Below are 23,349 nucleotides of genomic sequence, written 5' to 3'. Positions count from 1 at the left end.
CTGAAACGGGTCTTTGGGCTTGAGAGTCTTTTCGGCAACAGTACTGAAAATTAGAAATCCGCTCCCTTTACCTTCCGTTAAAATATGTCACGTTTCTGTGAAAACCTTCTCTGGGAACGATTCGTATGGGCAGTCAGCATTCTGCAAATGCCAAGGCAATGATTGCCAAGGTTCTTACCTCCTGTGCCCTCCTTCTATCTTTGACCCAACTCGCCAATGCCGCCGATGCTGCTGCAAACAGCAACATCTTCGACGAGTTGCGTTTTGGTGCCACAACATCGGTGTCTAGCAGTGACAATGGCGAAGACGGCGTCTTCCCGGCTCTCACGGTTTATTTCGATCCGTTTGACAGCGCCACAGCCGCCAGCTTTACCGACAAGCTGCTGCGCCCGCGTGTGCATCTGGGCGGTGAAATCGGCACTGAAGGGTCTGCCAACACCGTTTATGGCGGCATCAACTGGACGCTGGATCTGAATGAAAAGATCTTTCTAGACCTGGGCTTTGGCGGCCTCTGGCACGATGGCAACCTGAGAAACACCGGCTCTGAAACCGGCGCGCAGCTTGGCTGTCGTTTCCTGTTCCGCGAATATGCGGCCGTCGGTTACCGCATCAATCAAAACTGGAACATCTCCACGCAGATTGAGCATGCCTCCCATGCCAATCTCTGCGATGGCCCGAATGACGGGATTACCCGCGCCGGCCTGATGCTGGGTTACAGATTTTAACAACAGCGGCCATAGTTGAAGGCCACCTTCTTTCTCAACATCATCCTAGGGCTTGTCCCTAGTATCTGATCACGTTGCTGTCGTCGTTGAGGGCTTGGATTGTCCGGACAAGTCCTGACATGACGAAGGTCGATATGAAAACGCTACCTTTCAGACGTAGACACGCCCTACGGGCGGCTGCCATCTATAATCGCCCTGTCCAAAACTCTGCATTTGGTGGGTAATCGATACATTTTCCTGTCGCACCAGACTGTATCTTGCGCTAAAGAACCGGAAACTTCCTACCGGCTCGAACCTCGTGAGACCTATGGCTATTCCTAATCACATCCAGATCACCCCGGAACTCGTTGCATCGCATGGCCTCAAGCCCGATGAATACCAGCGCATCCTCGAATTGATCGGACGCGAACCAACCTTTACCGAGCTTGGCATTTTCTCGGCAATGTGGAACGAGCACTGCTCTTACAAGTCCTCCAAGAAGTGGTTGAAGACGCTGCCGACCACAGGTCCGCGCGTTATTCAGGGCCCGGGCGAAAACGCCGGCGTGGTCGATATTGATGACGGCGATTGCGTTGTCTTCAAGATGGAAAGCCACAACCACCCATCTTATATCGAGCCTTATCAGGGTGCAGCCACGGGTGTTGGCGGCATTCTGCGTGACGTGTTCACCATGGGTGCCCGTCCGGTTGCCGCCATGAACGCCCTGCGTTTTGGTGCCCCGGACCATCCCAAGACCCGCCATCTGGTGTCCGGCGTTGTTGCCGGCGTTGGTGGTTACGGCAACTCCTTCGGCGTGCCAACGGTTGGCGGCGAAGTCGAGTTCGACGCCCGTTACAACGGCAACATTCTGGTCAACGCTTTTGCAGCTGGCCTTGCAAAGTCTGATGCCATCTTCCTGTCGGAAGCCAAGGGCGTTGGCCTGCCTGTCGTTTACCTCGGCGCCAAGACCGGCCGTGACGGCGTGGGTGGTGCGACCATGGCATCGGCAGAATTTGACGAATCCATCGAAGAAAAGCGCCCAACCGTTCAGGTTGGCGACCCCTTCACTGAAAAGTGCCTGCTGGAAGCCTGCCTTGAGCTGATGAAGACCGGCGCAGTCATCGCCATTCAGGACATGGGCGCTGCCGGTTTGACCTGCTCGGCCGTGGAAATGGGTGCCAAGGGCAATCTGGGTATCGAGCTCATTCTCGACCAGGTTCCTGTGCGCGAAGAAAACATGACCGCCTATGAGATGATGTTGTCTGAAAGCCAGGAACGCATGCTGATGGTTCTGGAGCCTTCCAAAGAAGAAGTTGCCAAGGCAATCTTCATCAAGTGGGGTCTGGACTTTGCCATCGTTGGCAAGACCACTGACGACCTGCGTTTCCGCATCATTCACAGCGGCGAAGAAGTGGCCAACCTACCGATCAAGGAACTGGGCGATGAGGCTCCGGAATATGATCGTCCATGGACACCGGCCAAGGTTCCTGCTCCGCTTGCTGCCAATGACGTGCCACAGGCCGATATTGCCGACGCGCTGGTCAAGCTGGTCGGTTCGCCAAACGGCTCTTCCCGTCGCTGGGTTTACGAGCAGTATGACACGCTGATCCAGGGTAACTCGCTGCAGCTTCCTGGCGGTGACGCCGGCGTTGTGCGCGTTGAAGGTCATTACAGCAAGGCACTGGCCTTCTCGTCTGACGTAACGCCACGTTACGTAGAGGCAGATCCGTTTGAAGGCGGCAAGCAGGCTGTTGCAGAATGCTGGCGCAACATCACCGCCACTGGCGCTTTGCCACTGGCTGCAACCGACAACCTGAACTTCGGCAACCCGGAAAAGCCTGAAATCATGAGCCAGCTGGTTCATGCCATCAAGGGCATCGGCGAAGCCTGCACGGTTCTGGAGTTCCCGATCGTTTCCGGTAACGTGTCGCTTTATAACGAGACCAACGGTCAGGCGATCCTGCCAACCCCGACCATCGGTGGCGTTGGCCTGCTCAGCGACTGGGCAAAGATGGCCCGCATCCGTTTTGCCGCGGAAGGCGAAGCCATTCTGCTGGCCGGCGCACCAAAGGGCTGGGGCACGCATATTGCGCAGTCCACCTACATGCGCGACATTCATGACCGTATTGACGGCCCTGCTCCGCATGTTGATCTGGCCAAGGAAAAGAAGGTCGGCGATTTCGTTCGCGCGCTGATCAATGATGGTCTTGCCACCGCCGTTCACGATTGCTCTTCGGGCGGTCTCGGTGTTGCCGTTGCCGAAATGGCAATTTCTTCCGGCATTGGTGCGACTGTAAACCAGCCTGAAAACAACGATCCGGTTCTTGCCTTCTACGGCGAAGACCAGGGCCGTTATGTTTTGACCATCGCTCAGGATAACGCTGAAACCGTTGCACAGCGTGCAAAGGAAGCGGGCGTTGAGTGCCCGGTTATCGGCAAGACCGGTGGTAGCGAAGTATCACTTGGAAGTGCAAAGCCTGTGGCGATTAAGCAATTGCTTTCCGCCCATGAATCATGGTTCCCTGAGTTTATGGATGGGCCATCACTGGCCGCAGCAGAATAAGAAAAGGGAGCTGACACCATGCCAATGAACCCCGGCGATATTGAAGACATGATTAAAGCCGGAATTCCCGGCGCAAAGGTGACGATCCGCGATCTGGCTGGTGACGGCGATCACTACGCCGCTGAAGTCGTGGCGGAAGCCTTCAAGGGAAAAAGCCGTGTGCAGCAGCACCAGATGGTCTATGACGCCCTGAAGGGCAACATGGGCGGCGTGCTGCATGCCCTTGCCCTGCAAACTTCGGCCCCGGATTGAGAAAACCATGGCAAGCCTGATTGAAAAGGTCATTTCCGGCGTGGTGAAAAGCGCCATGTCGGAAATTCTTAAAAAGACAGGTGTGAAAACAACAAAACGGACCCGCCGGAAAACCCGCAGCAAATCTGTTGCGGGCAGTCTGGCGGAGACGATACTGGAGAGTGCGTTGGGCGGCGCGAAAAAAACCGCCAAGCCCAAACGCCAGCCAGCGCGCAAACAAACCAGCAAACGACGCACCGCTGCATCACGCAGCAAACAGCGCAGTGTTTGATTTTACGCAAACCTGCTGTCGCGCATGTTGGTATGCACTCCAGGCATAAGAGGCCTTTGCATTTTTTCAGCTTGCACGCTGGAAAAACGACACCAAAGTGTTATCTAGTCGGAATATCAAAGCAGCGGCTTTTGAACCGCGTGTGAAAGGAAATGGCCATGAGCGATATTAACGCAGTGATCGACAACGAAGTGAAGAGCAACGATATCGTTCTGTTCATGAAGGGTACACCGCAGTTTCCACAGTGTGGTTTCTCCGGTCAGGTCGTTCAGATTCTTGACTATATCGGCGTAGAATACAAAGGCATTAACGTGCTTGCCGATGCTGACCTGCGTCAGGGTATCAAGGATTATTCCAACTGGCCGACCATTCCTCAGCTTTACGTCAAAGGTGAATTCATCGGCGGTTGTGACATCATCAGAGAGATGTTCCAGTCGGGTGAACTTCAAAGCCAATTACAAGAACAGGGTATCGAGGTCCGCGGCGCGGCCTGATTTTTGCCGGGGTTCTCCACCCCGACACCCGATTGTTATGAAGTAGCAAGGCGTTGCATTCTGCAACGCCTTTGCCGTTCTTTTGGGAATATTTCTGTGACAAATCCTTCACAATCCGGCAATCCGGTTTTGAAATCCATGGGCAAAGTGGAGTTCATCGGGCTTGCTGCCATGTTGATGGCACTCAACGCACTTGCCATCGACATCATGCTTCCGGGCCTGCAGGAAATCGGTGCAGCACTTGGCGTGATCAATGAAAATCACCGCCAATATGTCATTTCGGCCTATCTTCTGGGCTTTGGCATTGCACAGTTGGGCTACGGCCCAATCTCGGACCGCTATGGCCGTCGCAAGCCAATGCTGTTTGGTCTTGGCATCTATGTCGTCTCGTCCATTGCGGTGGTGTTCGTTCCGTCCTTTGCCGGCGTGCTGGCACTGCGCTTCATTCAGGGCATCGGTTCTGCCGCCACCCGTGTCATTACCATCTCCATCGTTCGCGACGTTTACGGCGGCCGTCAGATGGCGGAAGTCATGTCGCTGATCATGATGGTGTTCATGGTTGTTCCGGTTATTGCACCGGGTACCGGCCAGATCGTTCTGCTGTTTGGTGACTGGCACCTGATTTTCGTGTTCATGGCTGTCATCGCTGTGATCGTCGGCGCATGGATGTATTACCGCCTGCCGGAAACCCTGCATCCGGAAGACGTGCGTCCCTTCACGGTCAAGTCGGTTCTCAACGGCTTCAAGATCGTTCTGACCAACCGCATTGCGCTCTGTTACACACTGTCCAGCACCTTCATCTTCGGTGCGCTGTTCGGCTTCATCAACTCAGCTGAACAGGTTTACAAGGGTGTCTACCAGCTCGGTCAGTGGTTTGCAGTGGCCTTTGCCGGCGTTGCCCTGTTCATGGCGCTTTCGTCCTTCATCAATGCCCGTCTTGTTGGCCGTTTTGGTATGCGCAGACTGTCGCATGGTTCGTTGATCGGCTTTATCGTCATCACCTTCGTGTGGCTGCTTATTCAGATCTATGGCCCACAGCCAATGCCGTTTGCACTGTTCATCGTGCTGTTTGCCTTGGCGATGTTCCAGTTCGGCTGGATCGGCTCCAACTTCAACTCGCTGGCCATGGAACCGCTTGGCCACGTTGCCGGTACAGCATCGTCCGTCATCGGTTTCATGGGCACGGTTGGCGGTTCGCTGATCGGTGCATTGATCGGTCAGTCCTTTGATGGCACTGCCCTGCCAATGGTCGCCGGCTTCTTTATCGTCTCGCTTATTGGTCTGGTGTTCGTACTGATCGGTGAAAAGGGTCAGCTGTTCCATCCGCATAACAAGCCGATCTGATACGGCTTCCCCTTACCCCGTGCCCGCCACGGGGGTAAGGAACGCAAACATGCCGCACAAGCAAAAGGCGCCGCTGTCATCCAGCGGCGCCTTTTTTTGCGACCATTGATATTGAATGTGATGTTTTCCGGGACTGTGTTTTCTCGCGTCTATCCACCCTCGCGGACCTCATTCCTGTGCTCGTCACAGGAATCCAGGCCAGCCCAAGTCATTGGGCTGAAAAGACTCTTTCGTCGCGCAGACGCGCGACAGCTGGATGCCTGTGACAAGCACGAGGCATGAGGGTCGAAAGCAAAAGGCGCCGCTGTCATCCAGCGGCGCCTTTTTTGATCCATACGTCCAGTCGATCAAACCGTGAAGATGTGGTTCTTGAGCAGGTTCCAGGAATCCTTGTCCGGTGCCAGCAGCAAGCCGCCATCCACATGGCTTGGCAGGTACGGCGAACCATCAAGGCGCGCCGCATAGGCGCCCGCTTCCTGCGAGATCAGCGTGCCGGCCAGATGGTCCCATGGCATCAGCTTGTTGTACATCAGGAAGTGCATGTGACCGCCGCAGAACACGCGGTATTCATGGGCAGCACAACGGTAGCTGGTGAACAGGCGCACATCGGCCAGATTAACGAGGATTTTGCGGCGGGTCTCGATGTCGAAATAGCCTGTATTGGCAATGCCGACCATCTGCGACAGTTCCGGTGCCGGAGACACGTGCATCTGCGTCTGGTTGCCATCTGGTGCGCACAGCCATGCGCCAGAGCCCTTTTCGGCGATCAGCCAGTCATTGCCCAACGGATCAAAGATGATGCCAGCAACAGTCTCGCCCTTGGAGATGACGCTCATCATCACGCCGAACAGCGGCAGGCCAGAGGCAAAGTTGAAGGTGCCGTCAATCGGATCCACCACCACGGCCAGATCGGCCTCACCCAGCTTGCCCAGCAGCGACGGATCAGCAGCAACGGCTTCCTCGCCCACGAACAGCGCGTTCGGCATGATTTCCGCCACGCGGTCCCGGATCAGGCGCTCGGCTGCTTCGTCCGCTTCGGTGACGAGGTCAATGGCCTCGGTCTTCATGCGAACGTCGCCCTCACCGAGATTGCGGAACCGCGGCATGATTTCCACGGCTGCGGCTTCCTGAAGCGTGTTTGCAAGCGACGCTATGTCGAGTTCGAGGGACATTGCCATTCCTTTCAGCTACCAGATACCTAAAATCTCGCGCCGTATCATCTTCCAGCTTTCCTTGTCGGGAGCGGACAGAATACCGCCGGAAATCTCTCCGGGGCGATAGGGCGTACCATCCAGCTTTACCGTGTAACCGCCAGCTTCCTGATGTACGAGAACACCGGCAAGGTGGTCCCATGGCATCAGCTTTTCGTGGCCGATAAAGTGGATCTTGCCTGTCGAGGCAAGCCAATATTCATGTGCAGAACAATTGAGCGACAGCGCCATGCGGATCTTGGCCATGTTGGCGGCAATGACCGGGCGGCGCTCCAGCGTGGCGTGTCCCCAGGCGTAAATGCCAACCATCTCGTCCAGCGCGACAGGAGCTGCCACTCGGATCGGTGTCACCTCGCCGCTGCGGCGGTGGAAATGCGCGCCTGCGCCTTTTACCGCCACCAGCGTGTCACCCATAACCGGATCATGGATGATACCGGCGACTGTCTCACCCTTGACGGTGACGGCCAGCAGAGAACCGAAAGCAGCAAGACCGGAGGCAAAGTTGAACGTGCCGTCGACGGGATCGATCACGAAGGCCAGATCCGCATCGGCCAGCGCCGGCACAACGGAAGGATCGGCATCATAGGTTTCTTCGCCGACGATATGGGCGTCCGGATAAAGCCTGCGAATGGCCGCGGTAATGCGCTTTTCCGTCTCAATATCCGCTTCTGTCACCAGATCGATGGACGAGGTTTTTTCGGCGACCGACTGGCTGTCAGGATTTCTGAAACGGGGAAGGATTTCGGTTGCTGCGGCATCGCGCACCGTTGCAACCAGGAATTCAATGTCTTTATCAAGAAGGGACATAAAGCGACGTTTCTTTAAACAGGTGGGTTCGTTTCCCTATCCGCGTTAGATGACGCTTCCGTGACACCCAGCATCGAAAAATCAAACAGTTTGGTATCCAGCAAATGCGAGGGATTGACGTGGGCCAGCGCCCGCAACATCGTGTCCTTGCGGCCCGGCATGCGCCGTTCGATATCGGCCAGCATGTCCTTCATGGCATTGCGCTGTAGACCATCCTGTGAGCCGCACAGGTCGCATGGAATGATCGGGAACTGCATGGCCGTGGCAAACTTAGCCATATCGTCTTCGGCGCAATAGGCCAGTGGCCGCAAAAGCATCAGATCGCCTTCGTCATTCAAAAGCTTTGCCGGCATGCCCGCCAGGCGTCCGCCATGGAAGAAGTTCATGAAGAAGGTTTCGAGAATGTCTTCGCGGTGGTGGCCAAGCACCAGTGCATCACAGCCCTCTTCGCGCGCAATGCGGTAAAGATTGCCGCGACGCAGACGCGAACAGAGCGAACAGTAGGTGCCACCATTCGGCATCTTTTCCTTCACGACCGAATAGGTGTCGCGGTATTCGATGCGGTGCTCCACGCCAATCGATGCCAGATATTCCGGCAGAATGTGTTTGGGAAAGTTCGGCTGGCCCTGATCGAGATTGCAGGCCACGAGATCGACCGGCAGCAGGCCGCGCCATTTCAGGTCCATCAGCAGCGCCAGCAGCCCGTAGCTGTCCTTGCCGCCCGACAGGCCAATCAGCCAGCGTTTCTGGCCTTTCAGCATGTCAAAGTCTTCAAATGCCTGGCGCACATTGCGCAACAGGCGCTTGCGCAGCTTGTTGAAGGAGACCGACCGTGGCGCATGCGCAAACAGCGCGTGCGAGGACATGTCCTCAGCACCATCCTCGACGTCATCGACGGAATTCATGTCTGTCGCAATATTCATGGGACGATTGCACTTTCGCTAATTCGGGCGCTAATACCGGCTGTCCTCCAGCCAATGCCTGCATATTCCGGCAAGATCAAGCCCCGAATACCGACCAGCCTGTCTGGTTGGCCAGCATTTCCAGTGCTGCAGAGCCAAGCGCGGAGTTGCCGACCTTGTTGAGGCCGGGTGACCACACCGCAATCGATGCCTTGCCCGGCGCAATGGCCAGAATGCCGCCGCCAACGCCGCTCTTGCCGGGCAGGCCGACAGAATAGGCAAAATCGCCGGACCCATCATAATGGCCGCAGGTCAGCATCAGCGCGTTGATACGTTTTGCCCGTCGCGCCGACACAACCGTGTGGCCGCTGAGCGGATTTCGGCCCTGATTGGCCAGAAACAGCCCCGCCCGTGACAATTGGTGACAGGTCATGGCCAGCGCACATTGATGGAAATACACACCCAGCACATTTTCGACCGGGTGATGCAGATTGCCGAACGAGCGCATAAAATTGGCCAGCGCATAATTGCGGTAACCGGTGGCATTTTCCGACTTCGCGACCGCATTGTCGATGATGATGCTGTCATCATCGGCGACATATTGCACAAAGCGCAGCAATTCACCGATTGCTTCACGCGGCTGGTGGCCAGCCATCACGATATCGCTAACGACGATCGCACCGGCATTGACGAAAGGATTGCGTGGAATGCCCGCCTCATGTTCCAGCTGTACGATGGAATTGAAGGACGATCCTGATGGTTCGCGCCCTACCCGGTTCCACACGGTTTCGCCAGCCTTGCCGAGCGCCAGCGTCAGCATGAAAACCTTGGAAATACTTTGAATGGAAAACGGCACCTCAGCATCGCCGGCGACGAATGTTTCGCCTTCAACCGTCGTGACGGCAATGCCAAACTGCTCGGGATCGACCTTGGCGAGCTCAGGAATGTAGTCGGCTACCTTCCCCTCACCCAATCTTGGCACCATCGCATCATAAATGCGGTCAATGATCAGCTGAATGTCCTGCATGCCCAAGCCTTTGTTCGCCAGTATCACTACGGTTCTGTTGGCTACATCAAAAGCAAAATCAATGCCACTATCGCGTGAGGATGAATGCGAAATCATTGCTGCGCGAATTGGTGAGATGTACGGCGGCCTGTCACAGGGCATCAAAACTACTGAGGTTGAGATATTCGATGCGCGTTCCCACACTCGCCCCTCTTCTCTGTGCTTGTCACAGAGACCCAGCATCCGCGCGTCTGTGCGGCATACAACCCTTTTCAGCCCGAAGACTCGGGCTGGCCTGGATTCCTGTGACGAGCACAGGAATGAAGGAAAAAGTGGAGACTAAACCCGCCTCTCCAACGCAAAAGGCAAAGCTTGCTCCAGCACGCGCAGTTCTTCTGCACGCGCACCGGTCAGCGGGTCGCGGGCTTGCAGAACGTCATCAACATAACCAGGGTGGCACATCATGACGCTGCCATTACGAACGCGACCTTTCAGGACCGAACTGAATTTGTCCGCCTGTTGCCAGTCATAAAAGCCGCAGAGCGGACCGTGCACCAACAAGCCGGCACTGCGCATCTCAGCATCAAAACCACGCGCCAACCCGGCCACGAAGCAGGTTTTCAGGCCAATCTTCACACCTTGCGAAAAATCGACCGCCGGTGCGCCACGCAGCCATGGCTTCACACCACCTTGGGCAAGGGTTTGAGAGCGGCTTAACAGCCATGACCTTACCGGCGGCAGGAAATGCACATGCTGATGGCCATCAAGATAATGCGGCATATGCCCCATTTCATCCGCAAAGGCTGCCAGCTGCGCATCCAGCTCGGCGTGCACCTGTGCGGTAAACCCTTCCGTAGGCCGCAACGCGCCAAGGATCAGCTCTTTCAACGGCAGTAACCTGCCATCTTTGCTGATGGCGGGTGCATCGGTCAGCGGTTTAAAATCGGTCAGCGTCAGGTGAATGCCGGCAAAGACGTCCCCATAACCCTGACATTCTTTCAGCTTTGCCGCCTCGTCCCGCCATTCCGGAAACAAAGTCATGCAGCCGGTGCCGGACAGGTTGCCCTTTGCGATCAGATGGCGAATGCCATCGCTGACGGCCGGTGACAGGCCATAATCATCAGCAACCAGAAACACCTTTACGTCCGCCATGCTCATGGCGTTTGTTTTTCAGCGGATTGCGCGGCCTTGTCCAGCGTCTTGATCTCGCCTGATCTATGCACGCGGCGCACCAGATAAAGCGGCCGATCCTTGGTTTCGGCAATGCCGACCCAGATATATTCGCCGAGCAGTCCAAGCAGCGCCAAATTGAAGCCGCCAAGCACCGACACCGCCACCATAAGGCTTGGATAACCGGGAACCGACACGCCGTAAAACAGCACTTCAAAGATGATCTTCAGGCCATAGAAAATGCCGCAAATACCAACCAGCGCACCAATGATCGACACCAGTCGCAAAGGCAGCGCCGAAAACGAGGTGATGCCCTCCAGTGACAAGGACAGCAAAGACAGGTTAGACCATTTGGTGGCACCGTGCTGGCGCTCGTCCGGCATGTAACCAATGGCCTTCTGGCGGAAGCCTGCCCAGGCGTATAGCCCCTTGTTGAAACGGCGACGGTCACGGATCTTCAGCATCGCCTCGACAACCGGGCGGCGCATGACGCGGAAATCGCCAGCATTTTCCGGCACGATAAAACGCTGGCGGAAATTGATCAGCCAGTAGAACAGATGAACGGCGGCCGCCTTTTTCATCGATTCCTGCAGACGGTCATCACGTACCGCATAAACGGCGTCGAGATTTTCGTCGGCCATCAGCTGTGAAATCATGTCGAGTGCGACGGTCCATGGGTGCTGCATGTCGGCATCCATGATCATCACAAGATCGCCCCTGCACTCTTCCAGACCGGCAAACACCGCAACTTCCTTGCCGAAGTTGCGGCTGAGTTCAACGATGCGCCAGGTGCCCGGCATTGACGTGATGTAGCGTGTCACGCTGTCATCGGTGCTGCCGTCATCGACCAGCACCACTTCGAGATCGAGATCGAATTTTTCACGCAATTCACCCGCCACCTTTTCAATGAAGGTCGTGAATGCCGGCACGTTATCCCGTTCATTCAAAAACGGTACGATGAGTGAAAAAAGAGCCATGCCCCGATCCCGTTACAAAATTCGCATTATCAGTTCTGCGGCTTGACCAGCCAGATCTGGATATCCCAGCTGCCCTTGCCGTTTATGCCGGTGACTTGAAGGTCCTGTGGCGCGGGCAACGGGCCAACCAGCTTGGTCGAGGCATCGGTGCACTTCGATTCGCCCTTGAAGCAAACCAGCACCAGACCTTTTTGACGCGCCAGCTCCGGTGTCAGGTAGCCCTTGGCATATTCCGCCGAGTTGCCATCCACGATCAGCGGTGCGTAACGCGAGTAAAAGGAGGTGCCATCGGCCAGACCACGGCTACCCGCGACATAAAAGCCCTTGGCACCGCCACTTTCCGTCAGCCACAGCTCATCGATGCGGTCGGACACGGCCTCCAGCGGCACACTGCGGAATGATTCAAACCCACCGTAGTTACGGTCCAACATAGCGATGACAGGCCCAGAAGCGATCATGCCCAACAGGTAGATGACGGCAACTGTCACGGCGCGTCCGATATTGCGCTGCAGCCACTGCTGCGGCACCAGAAGCGCAATCAGCACGGCAATTGGCGTGAAGATCGGTAGTACCCAGACGGCGCTCAGTTCTGCCTGTGCGGCAAAGCCCAGAATGATGGTGAGGATAAATGGCAGGATGCTGAAGGCCAGCAGCGCGCGGCCCTGAACGCTGTCTCTCAGGCGGGCAATATTGGCAGGCTGAAAGGCCGGGCCCTTTTCGCTTTTGTCATGACGCACCAAAAGCGCAACCAGCAAAGCGCCAATCGTATAAAGCGGCACGCCCACCACGAATTTCAGCGCCTTGATGAAAATATGCAGCCATTCGCCATCACCCTGCTCTGCGGCATAAACGATGGGCAGGAAATCATGTTCGAACAGCCAAAGAACATGGCCGGCAATGGTGACGAAAAACACCACCAGCACGGTGAGGCCAAAGGTGGACAGCAGCGCCGCACGGGCCTGCTTGTCGAAAGATGCATGCAGGAACAGCGCCAGCAGCACGACACCGGAGTGATATTTGGTCAGCATGGCAGCAGTCGCCAGCAGGCCAATCATTACGGCATCAACAATCCGGCGTCCTTCCAGGCCGCGCAGATAGAATACGAACAGCCAGGCCCAGATTGGCGTCATTGCCGAATTGGCGTTGTATTTGATGGCCAGGAACGACAGCGGCGGCATCAGCATGGCGCAAATAACCGCCATCAACTGCACATTGCCATCACCAAACCGGGCAGCAATGCGCCAGACGGCAGCAAAGGTCAGACCGCAATTGACGGCGGAAAACAGGAAATACGCCCAGTTCTCATGTGGGAAAACTGCAAACCATGCGGCCGTGGTCCAGCCGAAGAATGGCGGGTGCTTGTACGTGCCCCACTGCCACAGCGCGCCCCAGGCGTAGTTTTCAACCATGTCGCCATATTGGTCGAGGTTGAGCTTGGAGAATGCGGCATGCACGGTCAGCGCCAGAACGAACAGCAGAATGACGCCAACAATCGAGACTGTCTTTCCCTGAGCAAACGCAATTTTGTCCGAACGTTCCATGGCCGAATTCCCAACAGCGCGCCCTGCTTCAAGCGGCTTGATTTCATAACTTCACAAGGTCGAAGTCCCGATAGCACAACCAAAGGGGACAAGCATTACGCAGTTGTGCATTCCTGCGCTTTTACGCAGAAAATCAAGGCTGGATTACGTGCCAAAATCCGGCAACTTGTGACGTATTTCTCAAATCATCACACCATGCCATGAATGCAAAAAAGCCGCCCCGAAGGGCGGCTTTTTCAAAGTCAACTTCGCAGCGATTAGCGCGAGTAGAATTCGACCACGAGGTGTGGTTCCATGACGACTGGGTATGGAACGTCAGACAGAGCTGGTACGCGAGCAAACGTCGCAACCATCTTGTTGTGATCAACTTCGATGTAGTCAGGAACGTCACGCTCAGCGAGCGAAACAGCTTCCAGAACAACGGTCAGCTGCTTGGACTTCTGACGAACTTCAACAACGTCACCTGGCTTGCAACGGTAAGAACCAACGTTAACGCGAACGCCATTAACCGTGACGTGGCCATGGTTGATGAACTGACGCGATGCGAAAACGGTTGGAACGAACTTTGCGCGGTATACGATCGCGTCCAGACGGGACTCGAGCAGACCGATCAGGTTCTCGGAAGTGTCACCCTTGCGACGGTTAGCTTCGTCGTAAGTTGCACGGAACTGCTTTTCACGCAGTTCGCCGTAGTAGCCCTTGAGCTTCTGCTTGGCGCGCAGCTGCGTGCCGAAGTCGCTCATCTTGCCCTTGCGGCGCTGACCGTGCTGGCCAGGACCGTATTCGCGGCGGTTTACTGGGGACTTAGGACGACCCCAGATGTTTTCGCCCATGCGGCGGTCAATTTTATACTTAGACGATTCGCGCTTGCTCATCGTATTTCCTTCTCAACATATTATACCGGTTTGTTGCCAAACCGGATTAAGGAAACACGCCCTCCTCTGAGTTCTGTTGATGAACTCTGACAGGTCTCTCACATTTGCGAATGGAGAAGCCACGGGACATGTCGGTGATGTTGACTACCGAACGTCAGTTATTAAAACTGCAAGGTAGTCAACGAAACACACCGGGCTTTGCGGCCCGGCGTTGATGGGGCTTCTAGGTGGCCTTCATAAAATTGTCAACGAGAAAAAAAGTGCATCCCGCCCTTGAAAGCGCATTTTCCTGCACTATTTCGTTTCTCGTGATCAGGACTCGGGCCCCTCTGGCGTATTACCGGACAATACGTGATGTCGAGTCTCTTTAGGTTGGGGCCCACGTTTATTTCTGCCGCACGTTCCCCAGCCATATAGCCAACCTGTCCGGCAAAGGTTGACTGATGGACTTTCTGTTCTCGGATTTTCTCGGCACCCCCACATGGATGTGGGCGGTCTTCATTTCTCTCGTTCTTGGCCTTCTGGCCCTCGACCTTGGTGTTCTGCATAAGAATTCCAAGGAAATCGGCATTCGCGAAAGCATGCTGATGTCCACCTTCTATATTGCCATCGGTTTGGCCTTTGGTGGCTGGATCTGGTATCAGTCGGGCCAGCAGTCCGCGATGGAATATGTGACAGGCTTCGTGGTGGAAAAAAGCCTGGCGATGGACAACATCTTTATCATCGCCATGATCTTTTCCTATTTCGCCATTCCGCGCCAATACCAGCACCGCGTGCTGCTGTGGGGTATTCTGGGCGTGATCGTGCTGCGTGGCATCATGATTGCCGCTGGCGCTGCCATCGTCGAAAACTTCCACTGGGTGCTTTATCTCTTTGCGGCCTTCCTGGTGTTTACCGGTCTCAAGATGCTGTTTTCGGCCGATCATGATGAAAACGATCTCGACAACAACCGCATCCTGAAGTTCCTCAAGCGCCACCTGCCGCTGACCAACCGCCTGCATGGCGAAAAATTCTTCGTCAAGGAAGCCGACGAAAAGACCGGCAAGCTGAAAACCTTTGTCACCCCGCTGTTTCTGGCGCTGGTGATGGTGGAAATTGCCGACCTGATCTTTGCGGTTGATTCGATCCCGGCGATCTTCGCGATCACCACCGACCCGTTCATTGTCTACACGTCGAACATTTTCGCGATCCTTGGCCTGCGTGCACTCTACTTTGCACTGGCTGCCCTGATCCACCGCTTCGCGTATCTGAAATATGCGCTGGCTGCGGTTCTGGTGTTCGTTGGTTCGAAAATCTTCGTGGCTGACATGCTGGGTCTGGCAAAAATCCCGCCTGCCGTATCGCTTGGTGTGACCGTCGCAATTCTGGTGACCGGTGTTGTCGGTTCGCTGTTTGCCACACGCAAGCAAGCAAAGGCTGTCGAATAATGTCTCGCTTCACAACATCCCGAAACTCCACCATCCTCGGCACTACGCCGAGGATGGGCACCACCAGATGGCCGGGACACGCTGGCCACACACACCTCATGCCTTGTGCTTGTCACAGGCATCCAGTCGACGCGCGTCGGCGCGGCGGAAAGAACTCTTTTCAGCCCAAAGACTTGGGCTGGCCTGGATTCCTGTGACGAGCACAGGAATGAGGATCGCCCGGGGGGAATGCCAGCATTCAGAGCCGCCGACTTTGGCGATAATCATCGCCACCGTCATCCTCGGCCTTGTGCCGAGGATCTACAATGCCAGCGCTCTCTCAAGGTTCAGTACGAGTCCACTCGCCACGTTGCGACATATAGCAAACGACAGCAGATGGTTGGGACAAGCCCGACCATGATGCAAGGCGAGCGCCAGCTCACGTAATATATTGAGAAGCTGCAGCCTTATTCGGCTGCCAGCGTTGCCTCGTCATCAGCCGCATCCGCATCACCGGGTGCGGTTTTTGCATCAAGGTCCGGAAACGCCACGATACGCTTGCCGGAGAAATCGGCATGCACCACGACCAATTCCTTCTCCTCGAAATAACCGAGCAGACGGCGTGCACGGCGTGCAGAATGCGTGCCATAGGCGCGGGCAATACGGGCATCAGATGGGCAAGGCTCCTCGCCCAGCGCGGCTTTCACCAGCATCAGGAATACGCCCTGCAGATCGTCTGACACATTCTTTGAGAGATCTAGTGCCGTTTGCCAGTTCTCGCTTGCCGCCATTTCGGTATTAACGCCGGAACGGGTGATGGCCACCTGACGGCGGAATTCCGACAGCGCCATCGGCGTGCCGGGAATGCGGCGCATTCGGGCGCGCACCAGAAAATCCTGATAGAGCACCGCATCGGTGCGATAGGCCGACTGCGGATCATCCAGAATTTCGTAGAGAACGCCTGAAATCTTCTCTTCGCGCTCCTCCGGCGTCATGTCCGAGGCGCTGCTGCGCTGCGGCTGTTCGGAGGCTGGCGTGATCGCAGCCGGCGTCGAGCGGGATAGCTCTGCCAGAATGTCTGTTGTCGGGCGCGGTGCCGGTGGCGTGCGGCGCACAGGGGCGCGCGTAAATTCTTCCGGATCCGGCGTGAAGATCAGGTCTTCCACGTCCTGCGGCGCATCGGGCAGCGGCATCAGCTTGGGCGATGACGAACGGGCCGAGGTTTCCACAGCACCAATGACGATTGGCAGTGGGCGGCGCGACAGAGCCGGGCCAAGCGCCACGAAATTACCACGCTGCAAATCGCGGAACATTTCCGCCTGACGGCGGTCCATGCCGAGCAGGTCGGCTGCGCGTGCCATGTCGATATCAAGGAAAGTACGGCCCATCAGGAAGTTGGAGGCTTCCGCCGCCACGTTCTTGGCAAGTTTTGCCAGACGCTGCGTGGCGATAACGCCGGCCAGACCACGCTTACGGCCACGACACATCAGGTTGGTCATGGCGCCAAGCGACGCCTTGCGGGCATCTTCGGTTACTTCGCCAGCCACGGACGGCGCAAACATCTGCGCTTCGTCGACCACCACCAGCACCGGGTACCAGTATTCACGGTCGGCATCGAACATGCCGTTGAGGAATGCAGCTGCGGCCCGCATCTGCTGTTCGACATCAAGACCTTCAAGCGTCAGGACGCAGGATACGCGGTGTTGGCGAATACGGTTGGCAATACCGGCCAACTCACCTTCTGTGCGTTCGCCATCCACAACGATATGGCCGAACTTGTCGGCCAGCGTCACAAAGTCCCCTTCAGGGTCAATAATGACCTGCTGAACCCAGGGGGCGGATTGTTCCAGAAGCCTGCGCAGCAGATGCGACTTTCCGGAACCGGAATTGCCTTGCACCAGCAGACGCGTGGCGAGCAATTCCTCAATGTCGAGTTTGGCAGCCTGCCCACCCGATAGCGTTCCCATGTCGATGCCGACCTGCAATGCCCTAAAACCTTATACTGTCAAAAATTGATGTTGAATGCCGACTCCGAACGAGCAGCGAACCCTCCCCATAACAGAGATTTCAACGCAATGCTTCCTCGTGAAGGTAAAAATGCACAGGGAATATGCGCTGCCAACCCAATCTGGTGGAGAGAATCAAACGAACCGAATCATAGCGCCTTACGATATCAGATTGATAATCGTGCCGGTTGGCCAGCTAACGGGCGGTGTTGCGAGCCTCACCGTTCTGACGGATCGTTTTGCCACGGATTAACGTAAAATCGTTTTAAAAACAGAACGATAGGCAAACATTGCACGTCTTGGCTGTTTTGAAAGAAAATTCACCGGTACGGCGATTACGAAGTATTAAAGCCTTGCGGAACACATATGGAACATATAGTGTATGTTCTGCATTTGTTTCGATTTTCATCAACGGTTGGGGTGCGACTTCATGCTCACACGCAAACAGCAGGAACTGCTTCTTTTCATTCACGAAAGAATGAAGGAATCCGGTGTTCCTCCCTCATTTGATGAGATGAAGGATGCGCTTGATCTCGCCTCCAAATCCGGCATTCACCGGTTGATCACAGCGCTTGAAGAACGTGGCTTCATTCGCCGTCTGCCAAACCGGGCACGCGCACTGGAAGTCATCAAACTTCCAGAGGCCTATTCGCCAAGCCTCAAACCACAGCGTGGCTTCTCGCCGAGTGTGATTGAAGGCAGCCTTGGCAAACCAAAACCGGTTGTCGCCCCTGCGCCGGCCCCTGCCCCTGTCAGCGCCAATGATGGTGGCAGCTCGGTATCGGTGCCGATGATGGGACGGATCGCGGCTGGTGTGCCGATCTCTGCCATTCAGAACAACACACATGATGTATCCGTTCCGGCCGACATGCTGGGTTCTGGCGAACATTATGCACTGGAAGTGCGCGGTGACTCGATGATCGATGCCGGCATTTTTGACGGCGACACCGTCATCATCCGCAACGCCAAGACCGCCAATCCCGGTGACATCATCGTGGCGCTGGTCGATGATGAAGAAGCGACCTTGAAGCGTTTTCGTCGCAAGGGTGCATCGATTGCGCTTGAGGCGGCAAACCCGGCCTATGAAACCCGTATCTTTGGACCTGACCGCGTCAAGATCCAAGGCAAGCTGGTTGGACTGATCCGCAGATACCACTAAGCGGTCATCAAAAGATCCATATCACTGTCAGGTGACGCGCCAGCGCGTCATCGTTACTGTCGCCGGAAAACGCCCGACAAAACGGGCGTTCAACTCTCTTTAGCCTAGTGACTGTCCAGCAGTTGCGAGACATGCGGCGGTACTGCTGTTTCAAATGTCCTACTGCGCCAGTTGTAATAACGATGCATGGTCCATGGACGGTAGGAACCATAAATGGCAGCCGTCATCCTCTGTATTGGCAAATCCTGATTTGCGGCGGTAGTTGCCTCAGTTGAAAATGTGATCTCCAGCGATCCGGTGCGCCGCAATGTCTGGGCGCTGAGCAAAAAAGCGCCGGAGCGGCAGGTTTCAAAAGACGTGGGGCGCGTGGTGATAACCACAGTGCCGATGTTGCAGGCGAGACCAAGATATCTGTTGTCCAGCACGGAAATCACCACCTGCCCCTTTGCTGATCTGGCGATACACCAGCTGTCGCGCCGGCAGGTAAAGGCATCGGTTGCATTTGCAACGGCGGCAGACATCACCTGCCTTTCAGTCTGAATGGTGTCATCGTCCAGCATCGGCCGTCTGGATCGTGGTGACGCGGCATCGGTATTGCCTGTCGTTGTGTCATTGGCAGCGTCAGGCGGTGGTTCTGGGACCGGCAGTTCCGGCAGCATGACCGGGCGGATATATTTGTCAGGTAAAAACAAAGCCCGCGCCCATTGGTCATAGATAAAGCCGGATGGGCGTTGGCTGGTGCTGGCAACCTGATCCTTGCCAACCAGTGCCATCAGTTTTCCATCTTCAAAAACCACCAGATCGGCATTGTCCTGCTGCCGTGACAGCACAAACAGCGCAAGGCCTGCCAACAGGAACACAGCACTCGCCCAGGCAAGTCGGGTGCGAAACAGTGTCAGCGCCAATAGGCCAAGCGTTCCGGCGCCCAGAAACCATTGATGTTGTCGTCCGACGCCGGCATCGCCTCCCCATGAGGCCACATAGGTGGCAATATCAATTGTCATCGCCATGCCGTAACCCATGACGGTCAGAAACGGCCCGTCCAGCCCAAAGGGCATCAGCAACATGGCGATCAAGGCAAAGGGCATGACGATGAAAGACATCACCGGCATGGCGGCGAGATTTGCCGCCAGTCCATAGGTGGTGACACGGTGAAAATGCTCCATCGAATAGATGGCCGTGGAGATGCCGCCAATCAGCGAAGTCACGACAATACCGGCGCAGAAGCTGCCAAGGATGGACAGGCCCTTGAGGGCGATTGGCATATGTGTCGGTCGGAATGTTGCGCTGTCTTGTGCGGCACGGTGCCGTGTCCAGAAACCGTACGCGGCCACCAGCGCGATGGTTGCGGCAAAGGACATCTGGAAACTTGGCCCCATGACCTCCGACGGCGAAACGCAGATAATAATGATGGCGGAAATGGCAACATTTCTGAGGCTGATCGACGGGCGATCAAACAGCACGGCGATCAGCATGATCGACATCATCAGCCAAGCCCGTTCGGCCGACACTGCAAAACCGGAAATCAGGTAATAGGCCAGCGTCATGATAAGGGCGGCAAAGGCAGCGATCTTCTTGACCGGTCGCCTCTCAGCAAAACCCGGAAAACAGCTGAGTGCCGTGCGCAGGCCAACGAAGAATATGCCCGATGCCAGGGCCATGTTGAGGCCCGAGATGGCAACGATGTGGGCAAGGCCGGAAACACGCAGTGCTTCCATGGTGGTTTCTGATATCGCCCGCCGTTCATCGGTAATGATCGAGGCGGCAAAGGCGCCGGCGTCGCCGCCAATCGTGCTGCGGATGCGCTCGGCGATGGCGCTTCGCAATTGATAAAGTCCTGTATCAGTCACGCTGAGCCAGTGTCCGCGTTCCGCAATGCGGCGTTTGATCGCCTCGCTGACCGCCGGCTGTGGCGCACCATAAAAGAAACCGGTTGCACCTATGCCATTAAAATAGCCGGAAAAGGCAAAGTCATTCAGACCGGGCAAGGCCGGTCCTGAGGGTGGAGACAGGCGTGCGCGGCCGGTAATGCCCTGCCCGATCTCAATCGGCTGATGGCGACTTCTTGATAGTGCCGTGATCTTTTGCGGCGGGCGCGACAGCACAGGGTTTTCAGTTCCGGTGACCGATATAATGTAGCGCCAGTAACCGCGCGCATCCACCTCGCGCCGCTCGACAACTCCTGACACGACTGTGGTGACAGGCGTATCAATGATGACGGTATCCTGCCGCCAGCTTTCCAATTGCGCCAGCAGCATGCCTGCCAGACACAGCGCAACAAGGTTAAGCAATCCTGCCAGTTGTGCCGCGCGGTACCGCAGGGTGAGCGCCAGTGTGCCGGCTAAACAAAAGCCGCCAGCAAGCAGGTAGGGTGACGGTGTCTGAAGGCTTGAAAACCAGATGATGGCACCGACTGCCAGAAAAACCGGAATGCAAAGAAAGCCGTGGCCATAAGCCTTCTCGATGTGCAGCATGCGCGACAGCGACGATATCCGGCCGGATAAATTCCCTGCCGTTGCAGACTGTTCATAAACCTCTGCTACCCCGCCCTGATATCGTTGCAGAGCAAAGGAATCACCCTCACCGGGGAGATCCAGTCTCAACGGTTCCTGCTGTCGCAATTCTTGCGATGGTCTTACAGTCAAACCCGCAGCTCCCCCGCCGGACAGGGGGTAATTTGCAACCGGCACAACAACAATGCAACCACTTATATTTTAAGGAAGCATTGACCTAATATGAAACAGTCAAACGCCAAAAGCCTAGTTTTTGGCACAAGTTGATACCGCAACGCACAATTTGCCTTTTGGATAGCTTGGCATATGGCGCAGGATCAGATAGCTATCCTGAACGCTTAACGCCTAGATGCCTCACGGCATCCAAAACGCATGTTCTCGGAGGATTATGATGACGGAAAAAAGCGCTTCTATTACGCTCGGCGACAAGACAGTAGAACTTCCCATTCGAGAGGGAGCGATAGGCCCAGACGTCATCGACATCGCTGCTTTGTACAAGCACACCGGCAATTTCACCTACGATCCCGGCTTCACATCAACTGCATCTTGCGAATCCAAGATCACCTATATCGATGGTGACGAAGGCGTCCTTCTGCACCGTGGTTACCCGATCGAGCAGCTTGCCGAAAAGGGCGATTTCCTTGAAACCTGCTACCTGCTTCTATACGGCGATCTGCCAACAGCAGAACAGAAAAAGGATTTTGACAACCGCGTAACGCGCCACACCATGGTGCATGAGCAGATGACGAAGTTCTTCAGCGGTTACCGCCGTGACGCGCATCCGATGGCTGTGATGGTTGGTACCGTTGGCGCCCTGTCTGCCTTCTACCACGACTCGACCGACATTACCGATCCGCACCAGCGCATGGTCGCAAGTCTTCGCATGATCGCCAAGATGCCGACAATCGCGGCAATGGCTTACAAGTACCACGTCGGTCAGCCATTTGTTTACCCGAAGAACGACCTCGACTACGCGTCGAACTTCCTCAACATGTGCTTTGCCGTTCCATGCGAAGAGTACAAGGTGAACCCGGTTCTGGCCCGCGCCATGGACCGTATCTTCATCCTGCATGCTGACCATGAGCAGAACGCTTCCACCTCGACCGTTCGTCTGGCCGGTTCTTCCGGTGCAAACCCGTTCGCCTGTATCGCAGCTGGCATTGCCTGCCTTTGGGGCCCTGCCCATGGCGGCGCCAACGAAGCAGCGCTCAACATGCTCAACGAAATCGGCTCTGTTGACCGCATTCCTGAGTATATTGCCCGGGCCAAGGACAAGAACGATCCGTTCCGTCTGATGGGCTTTGGTCACCGCGTGTACAAGAACTACGACCCACGCGCCAAGATCATGCAGAAGACCATGTATGAAGTGCTCGAAGCAACGGGCAACGGCGACGACCCGATCATGCAGGTTGCTCTTGAGCTTGAAAAGATCGCCCTGTCCGATCCGTACTTCGTCGAAAAGAAGCTGTACCCGAACGTCGACTTCTACTCCGGCATCACGCTGAAGGCTCTCGGCTTCCCCACAACCATGTTCACGGTTCTGTTTGCTCTGGCACGTACCGTCGGCTGGATTGCCCAGTGGAACGAAATGATCGAAGATCCGCAGCAGCGTATCGGCCGTCCGCGCCAGCTTTACACCGGCGCACCACAGCGCGATTACGTACCAGTCTCCAAGCGTTGATTGGTTAGTGAATGACAAAAAACACCGGCGCTCTCGCCGGTGTTTTTTTATGCGCGGGATTCCGGGGAGTGTGTGGTGGGAGTGGGAGCGGCCGACATTTCCCTGGCGTCATCCTCGCCCTTGGCGAGTATCTAACCACGCCAACCGCATCAGTTTCGCTCAATGATAGGTGATTGGATCCTCGGGAAAGGTCCTGACATGACGGAAGAGTGCGGAGACACCGATCGCCCCAACCGCCCCTTGTAACTTCCCATTTCCGCCATTTAGCGCTGTAATGCCAAATGCGGTGACGGATGAAAGACCGCAACGCCCTAGGGCTTTGAAGCCCGTGAATGAGCTTGGGTCTTCATCCGTCGTTCCATCGAACCCGAACAGTCGCCAGGGCCGCTTGCTGATGCGAAGCCCGATTAGGCAAGGATGGGATAAGATGGATATCATTGCTGGAATAGACGTCTCGAAAGCCCGGC

General features: G+C 56.0%; 21 protein-coding genes. 9 read left to right on the top strand and 12 right to left on the bottom strand.

Features of this window, described 5'->3' with window-relative positions; genetic code table 11:
* Positions 1 to 125 precede the first annotated feature (125 nt).
* The 6 genes from IB237_RS23795 to IB237_RS23770 all read left to right on the top strand — a co-directional run bounded on the left by IB237_RS23795 (position 126) and on the right by IB237_RS23770 (position 5,628).
* Entirely contained in the window at positions 126 to 725 is a 600-nt protein-coding gene (locus IB237_RS23795) for an acyloxyacyl hydrolase (RefSeq protein ID WP_246788262.1), read from the top strand.
* A 307-nt stretch (positions 726 to 1,032) separates the two neighbouring features.
* The gene (gene purL, locus IB237_RS23790) at positions 1,033 to 3,267 is read left to right on the top strand and encodes a phosphoribosylformylglycinamidine synthase subunit PurL (protein ID WP_192491230.1); all 2,235 of its coding nucleotides are present in this window, start codon (positions 1,033 to 1,035) and stop codon (positions 3,265 to 3,267) included.
* An 18-nt stretch (positions 3,268 to 3,285) separates the two neighbouring features.
* Positions 3,286 to 3,519, top strand: coding sequence for a BolA family protein (locus IB237_RS23785; protein WP_192491229.1), 234 nt, complete (start codon positions 3,286 to 3,288; stop codon positions 3,517 to 3,519).
* 7 nt (positions 3,520 to 3,526) lie between these two features.
* Complete coding sequence (locus tag IB237_RS23780; protein ID WP_192491228.1) at positions 3,527 to 3,790, top strand: hypothetical protein; 264 nt, start codon at positions 3,527 to 3,529, stop codon at positions 3,788 to 3,790.
* A gap of 158 nt (positions 3,791 to 3,948) precedes the next feature.
* A complete protein-coding gene (gene grxD / locus IB237_RS23775; RefSeq protein WP_192491227.1) occupies positions 3,949 to 4,284 on the top strand; it encodes a Grx4 family monothiol glutaredoxin in 336 nt (111 codons plus the stop codon).
* 138 nt (positions 4,285 to 4,422) lie between these two features.
* Positions 4,423 to 5,628, top strand: a complete 1,206-nt coding sequence (locus IB237_RS23770) for a multidrug effflux MFS transporter (protein ID WP_192491406.1) — start codon at positions 4,423 to 4,425, stop codon at positions 5,626 to 5,628.
* 347 nt (positions 5,629 to 5,975) lie between these two features.
* Here IB237_RS23770 and IB237_RS23765 read toward each other — a convergent pair whose 3' ends face one another.
* The 8 genes from IB237_RS23765 to rpsD all read right to left on the bottom strand — a co-directional run bounded on the left by IB237_RS23765 (position 5,976) and on the right by rpsD (position 14,117).
* Positions 5,976 to 6,800: an inositol monophosphatase family protein gene (locus IB237_RS23765; RefSeq protein WP_192491226.1), complete on the bottom strand. Its 825-nt coding sequence runs from the start codon at positions 6,798 to 6,800 to the stop codon at positions 5,976 to 5,978.
* Between the two features lie 15 nt (positions 6,801 to 6,815).
* A complete protein-coding gene (locus tag IB237_RS23760; protein ID WP_192491225.1) occupies positions 6,816 to 7,646 on the bottom strand; it encodes an inositol monophosphatase family protein in 831 nt (276 codons plus the stop codon).
* 14 nt (positions 7,647 to 7,660) lie between these two features.
* Positions 7,661 to 8,569, bottom strand: a complete 909-nt coding sequence (gene ttcA / locus IB237_RS23755) for a tRNA 2-thiocytidine(32) synthetase TtcA (RefSeq protein ID WP_192491224.1) — start codon at positions 8,567 to 8,569, stop codon at positions 7,661 to 7,663.
* A 76-nt stretch (positions 8,570 to 8,645) separates the two neighbouring features.
* Entirely contained in the window at positions 8,646 to 9,575 is a 930-nt protein-coding gene (locus tag IB237_RS23750; RefSeq protein ID WP_192491223.1) for a glutaminase, read from the bottom strand.
* A 318-nt stretch (positions 9,576 to 9,893) separates the two neighbouring features.
* Positions 9,894 to 10,712, bottom strand: coding sequence for a ChbG/HpnK family deacetylase (locus tag IB237_RS23745; RefSeq protein WP_192491222.1), 819 nt, complete (start codon positions 10,710 to 10,712; stop codon positions 9,894 to 9,896).
* Entirely contained in the window at positions 10,709 to 11,701 is a 993-nt protein-coding gene (locus IB237_RS23740; RefSeq protein WP_192491221.1) for a glycosyltransferase family 2 protein, read from the bottom strand. Before IB237_RS23740 ends, IB237_RS23745 begins: the two co-directional genes overlap by 4 nt.
* Positions 11,702 to 11,730: 29 nt before the next feature.
* Positions 11,731 to 13,242 carry a glycosyltransferase family 39 protein gene (locus IB237_RS23735; protein ID WP_192491220.1) on the bottom strand — a complete coding sequence of 504 codons (1,512 nt, stop codon included), beginning with the start codon at positions 13,240 to 13,242 and terminating at the stop codon, positions 11,731 to 11,733.
* Positions 13,243 to 13,499: 257 nt separating this feature from the next.
* Positions 13,500 to 14,117, bottom strand: coding sequence for a 30S ribosomal protein S4 (gene rpsD, locus IB237_RS23730; RefSeq protein WP_192491219.1), 618 nt, complete (start codon positions 14,115 to 14,117; stop codon positions 13,500 to 13,502).
* A 443-nt stretch (positions 14,118 to 14,560) separates the two neighbouring features.
* Between rpsD and IB237_RS23725 the strand changes: the two genes are divergently transcribed.
* Positions 14,561 to 15,544: a TerC family protein gene (locus IB237_RS23725; protein WP_192491218.1), complete on the top strand. Its 984-nt coding sequence runs from the start codon at positions 14,561 to 14,563 to the stop codon at positions 15,542 to 15,544.
* A 96-nt stretch (positions 15,545 to 15,640) separates the two neighbouring features.
* Here the strand turns inward: IB237_RS23725 and IB237_RS23720 are convergent, their stop codons facing one another.
* Together IB237_RS23720 and IB237_RS23715 are read right to left on the bottom strand one after the other, a co-directional pair.
* Entirely contained in the window at positions 15,641 to 15,811 is a 171-nt protein-coding gene (locus tag IB237_RS23720) for a hypothetical protein (protein WP_192491217.1), read from the bottom strand.
* Positions 15,812 to 15,990: 179 nt separating this feature from the next.
* Entirely contained in the window at positions 15,991 to 17,508 is a 1,518-nt protein-coding gene (locus tag IB237_RS23715; RefSeq protein ID WP_192491216.1) for an ATP-binding protein, read from the bottom strand.
* 451 nt (positions 17,509 to 17,959) lie between these two features.
* On the opposite strand from IB237_RS23715, the gene lexA reads away from it, so the two are divergent.
* Positions 17,960 to 18,688: a transcriptional repressor LexA gene (lexA, locus tag IB237_RS23710; RefSeq protein ID WP_192491215.1), complete on the top strand. Its 729-nt coding sequence runs from the start codon at positions 17,960 to 17,962 to the stop codon at positions 18,686 to 18,688.
* A 104-nt stretch (positions 18,689 to 18,792) separates the two neighbouring features.
* Here the strand turns inward: lexA and IB237_RS23705 are convergent, their stop codons facing one another.
* Positions 18,793 to 21,291: a ComEC/Rec2 family competence protein gene (locus tag IB237_RS23705; RefSeq protein ID WP_246788260.1), complete on the bottom strand. Its 2,499-nt coding sequence runs from the start codon at positions 21,289 to 21,291 to the stop codon at positions 18,793 to 18,795.
* Positions 21,292 to 21,592: 301 nt separating this feature from the next.
* Here IB237_RS23705 and gltA point away from each other — a divergent pair, with 301 nt between their 5' ends.
* Positions 21,593 to 22,882 (top strand): citrate synthase, encoded by a 1,290-nt coding sequence (gene gltA, locus IB237_RS23700; protein WP_192491214.1) that lies wholly within the window; start codon positions 21,593 to 21,595, stop codon positions 22,880 to 22,882.
* 159 nt (positions 22,883 to 23,041) lie between these two features.
* Here gltA and IB237_RS26230 read toward each other — a convergent pair.
* Positions 23,042 to 23,349, bottom strand: a 308-nt coding sequence (locus IB237_RS26230) for a hypothetical protein (RefSeq protein ID WP_210324080.1), incomplete at its 5' end; no start/stop codon positions are given.

The sequence above is a fragment of the Agrobacterium sp. AGB01 genome (assembly GCF_014851585.1).
In the GTDB taxonomy this organism is placed as follows: Bacteria; Pseudomonadota; Alphaproteobacteria; order Rhizobiales; family Rhizobiaceae; genus Agrobacterium.
Note: the sequence above shows the minus strand (reverse complement) of the source record. Positions and strands in the feature narration are given on the sequence as shown.

Excerpts from the sequence above, each read along its gene's own strand:
- IB237_RS23795 (WP_246788262.1), top strand. The coding sequence starts at position 126 with ATGGGCAGTCAGCATTCTGCAAATGCCAAGGCAATGATTGCCAAGGTT.
- purL (WP_192491230.1), top strand. The coding sequence starts at position 1,033 with ATGGCTATTCCTAATCACATCCAGATCACCCCGGAACTCGTTGCATCG.
- IB237_RS23785 (WP_192491229.1), top strand. The coding sequence starts at position 3,286 with ATGCCAATGAACCCCGGCGATATTGAAGACATGATTAAAGCCGGAATT.
- IB237_RS23780 (WP_192491228.1), top strand. The coding sequence starts at position 3,527 with ATGGCAAGCCTGATTGAAAAGGTCATTTCCGGCGTGGTGAAAAGCGCC.
- grxD (WP_192491227.1), top strand. The coding sequence starts at position 3,949 with ATGAGCGATATTAACGCAGTGATCGACAACGAAGTGAAGAGCAACGAT.
- IB237_RS23770 (WP_192491406.1), top strand. The coding sequence starts at position 4,423 with ATGGGCAAAGTGGAGTTCATCGGGCTTGCTGCCATGTTGATGGCACTC.
- IB237_RS23765 (WP_192491226.1), bottom strand. The coding sequence starts at position 6,800 with ATGTCCCTCGAACTCGACATAGCGTCGCTTGCAAACACGCTTCAGGAA.
- IB237_RS23760 (WP_192491225.1), bottom strand. The coding sequence starts at position 7,646 with ATGTCCCTTCTTGATAAAGACATTGAATTCCTGGTTGCAACGGTGCGC.
- ttcA (WP_192491224.1), bottom strand. The coding sequence starts at position 8,569 with ATGAATATTGCGACAGACATGAATTCCGTCGATGACGTCGAGGATGGT.
- IB237_RS23750 (WP_192491223.1), bottom strand. The coding sequence starts at position 9,575 with ATGCAGGACATTCAGCTGATCATTGACCGCATTTATGATGCGATGGTG.
- IB237_RS23745 (WP_192491222.1), bottom strand. The coding sequence starts at position 10,712 with ATGAGCATGGCGGACGTAAAGGTGTTTCTGGTTGCTGATGATTATGGC.
- IB237_RS23740 (WP_192491221.1), bottom strand. The coding sequence starts at position 11,701 with ATGGCTCTTTTTTCACTCATCGTACCGTTTTTGAATGAACGGGATAAC.
- IB237_RS23735 (WP_192491220.1), bottom strand. The coding sequence starts at position 13,242 with ATGGAACGTTCGGACAAAATTGCGTTTGCTCAGGGAAAGACAGTCTCG.
- rpsD (WP_192491219.1), bottom strand. The coding sequence starts at position 14,117 with ATGAGCAAGCGCGAATCGTCTAAGTATAAAATTGACCGCCGCATGGGC.
- IB237_RS23725 (WP_192491218.1), top strand. The coding sequence starts at position 14,561 with ATGGACTTTCTGTTCTCGGATTTTCTCGGCACCCCCACATGGATGTGG.
- IB237_RS23720 (WP_192491217.1), bottom strand. The coding sequence starts at position 15,811 with ATGATTATCGCCAAAGTCGGCGGCTCTGAATGCTGGCATTCCCCCCGG.
- lexA (WP_192491215.1), top strand. The coding sequence starts at position 17,960 with ATGCTCACACGCAAACAGCAGGAACTGCTTCTTTTCATTCACGAAAGA.
- gltA (WP_192491214.1), top strand. The coding sequence starts at position 21,593 with ATGACGGAAAAAAGCGCTTCTATTACGCTCGGCGACAAGACAGTAGAA.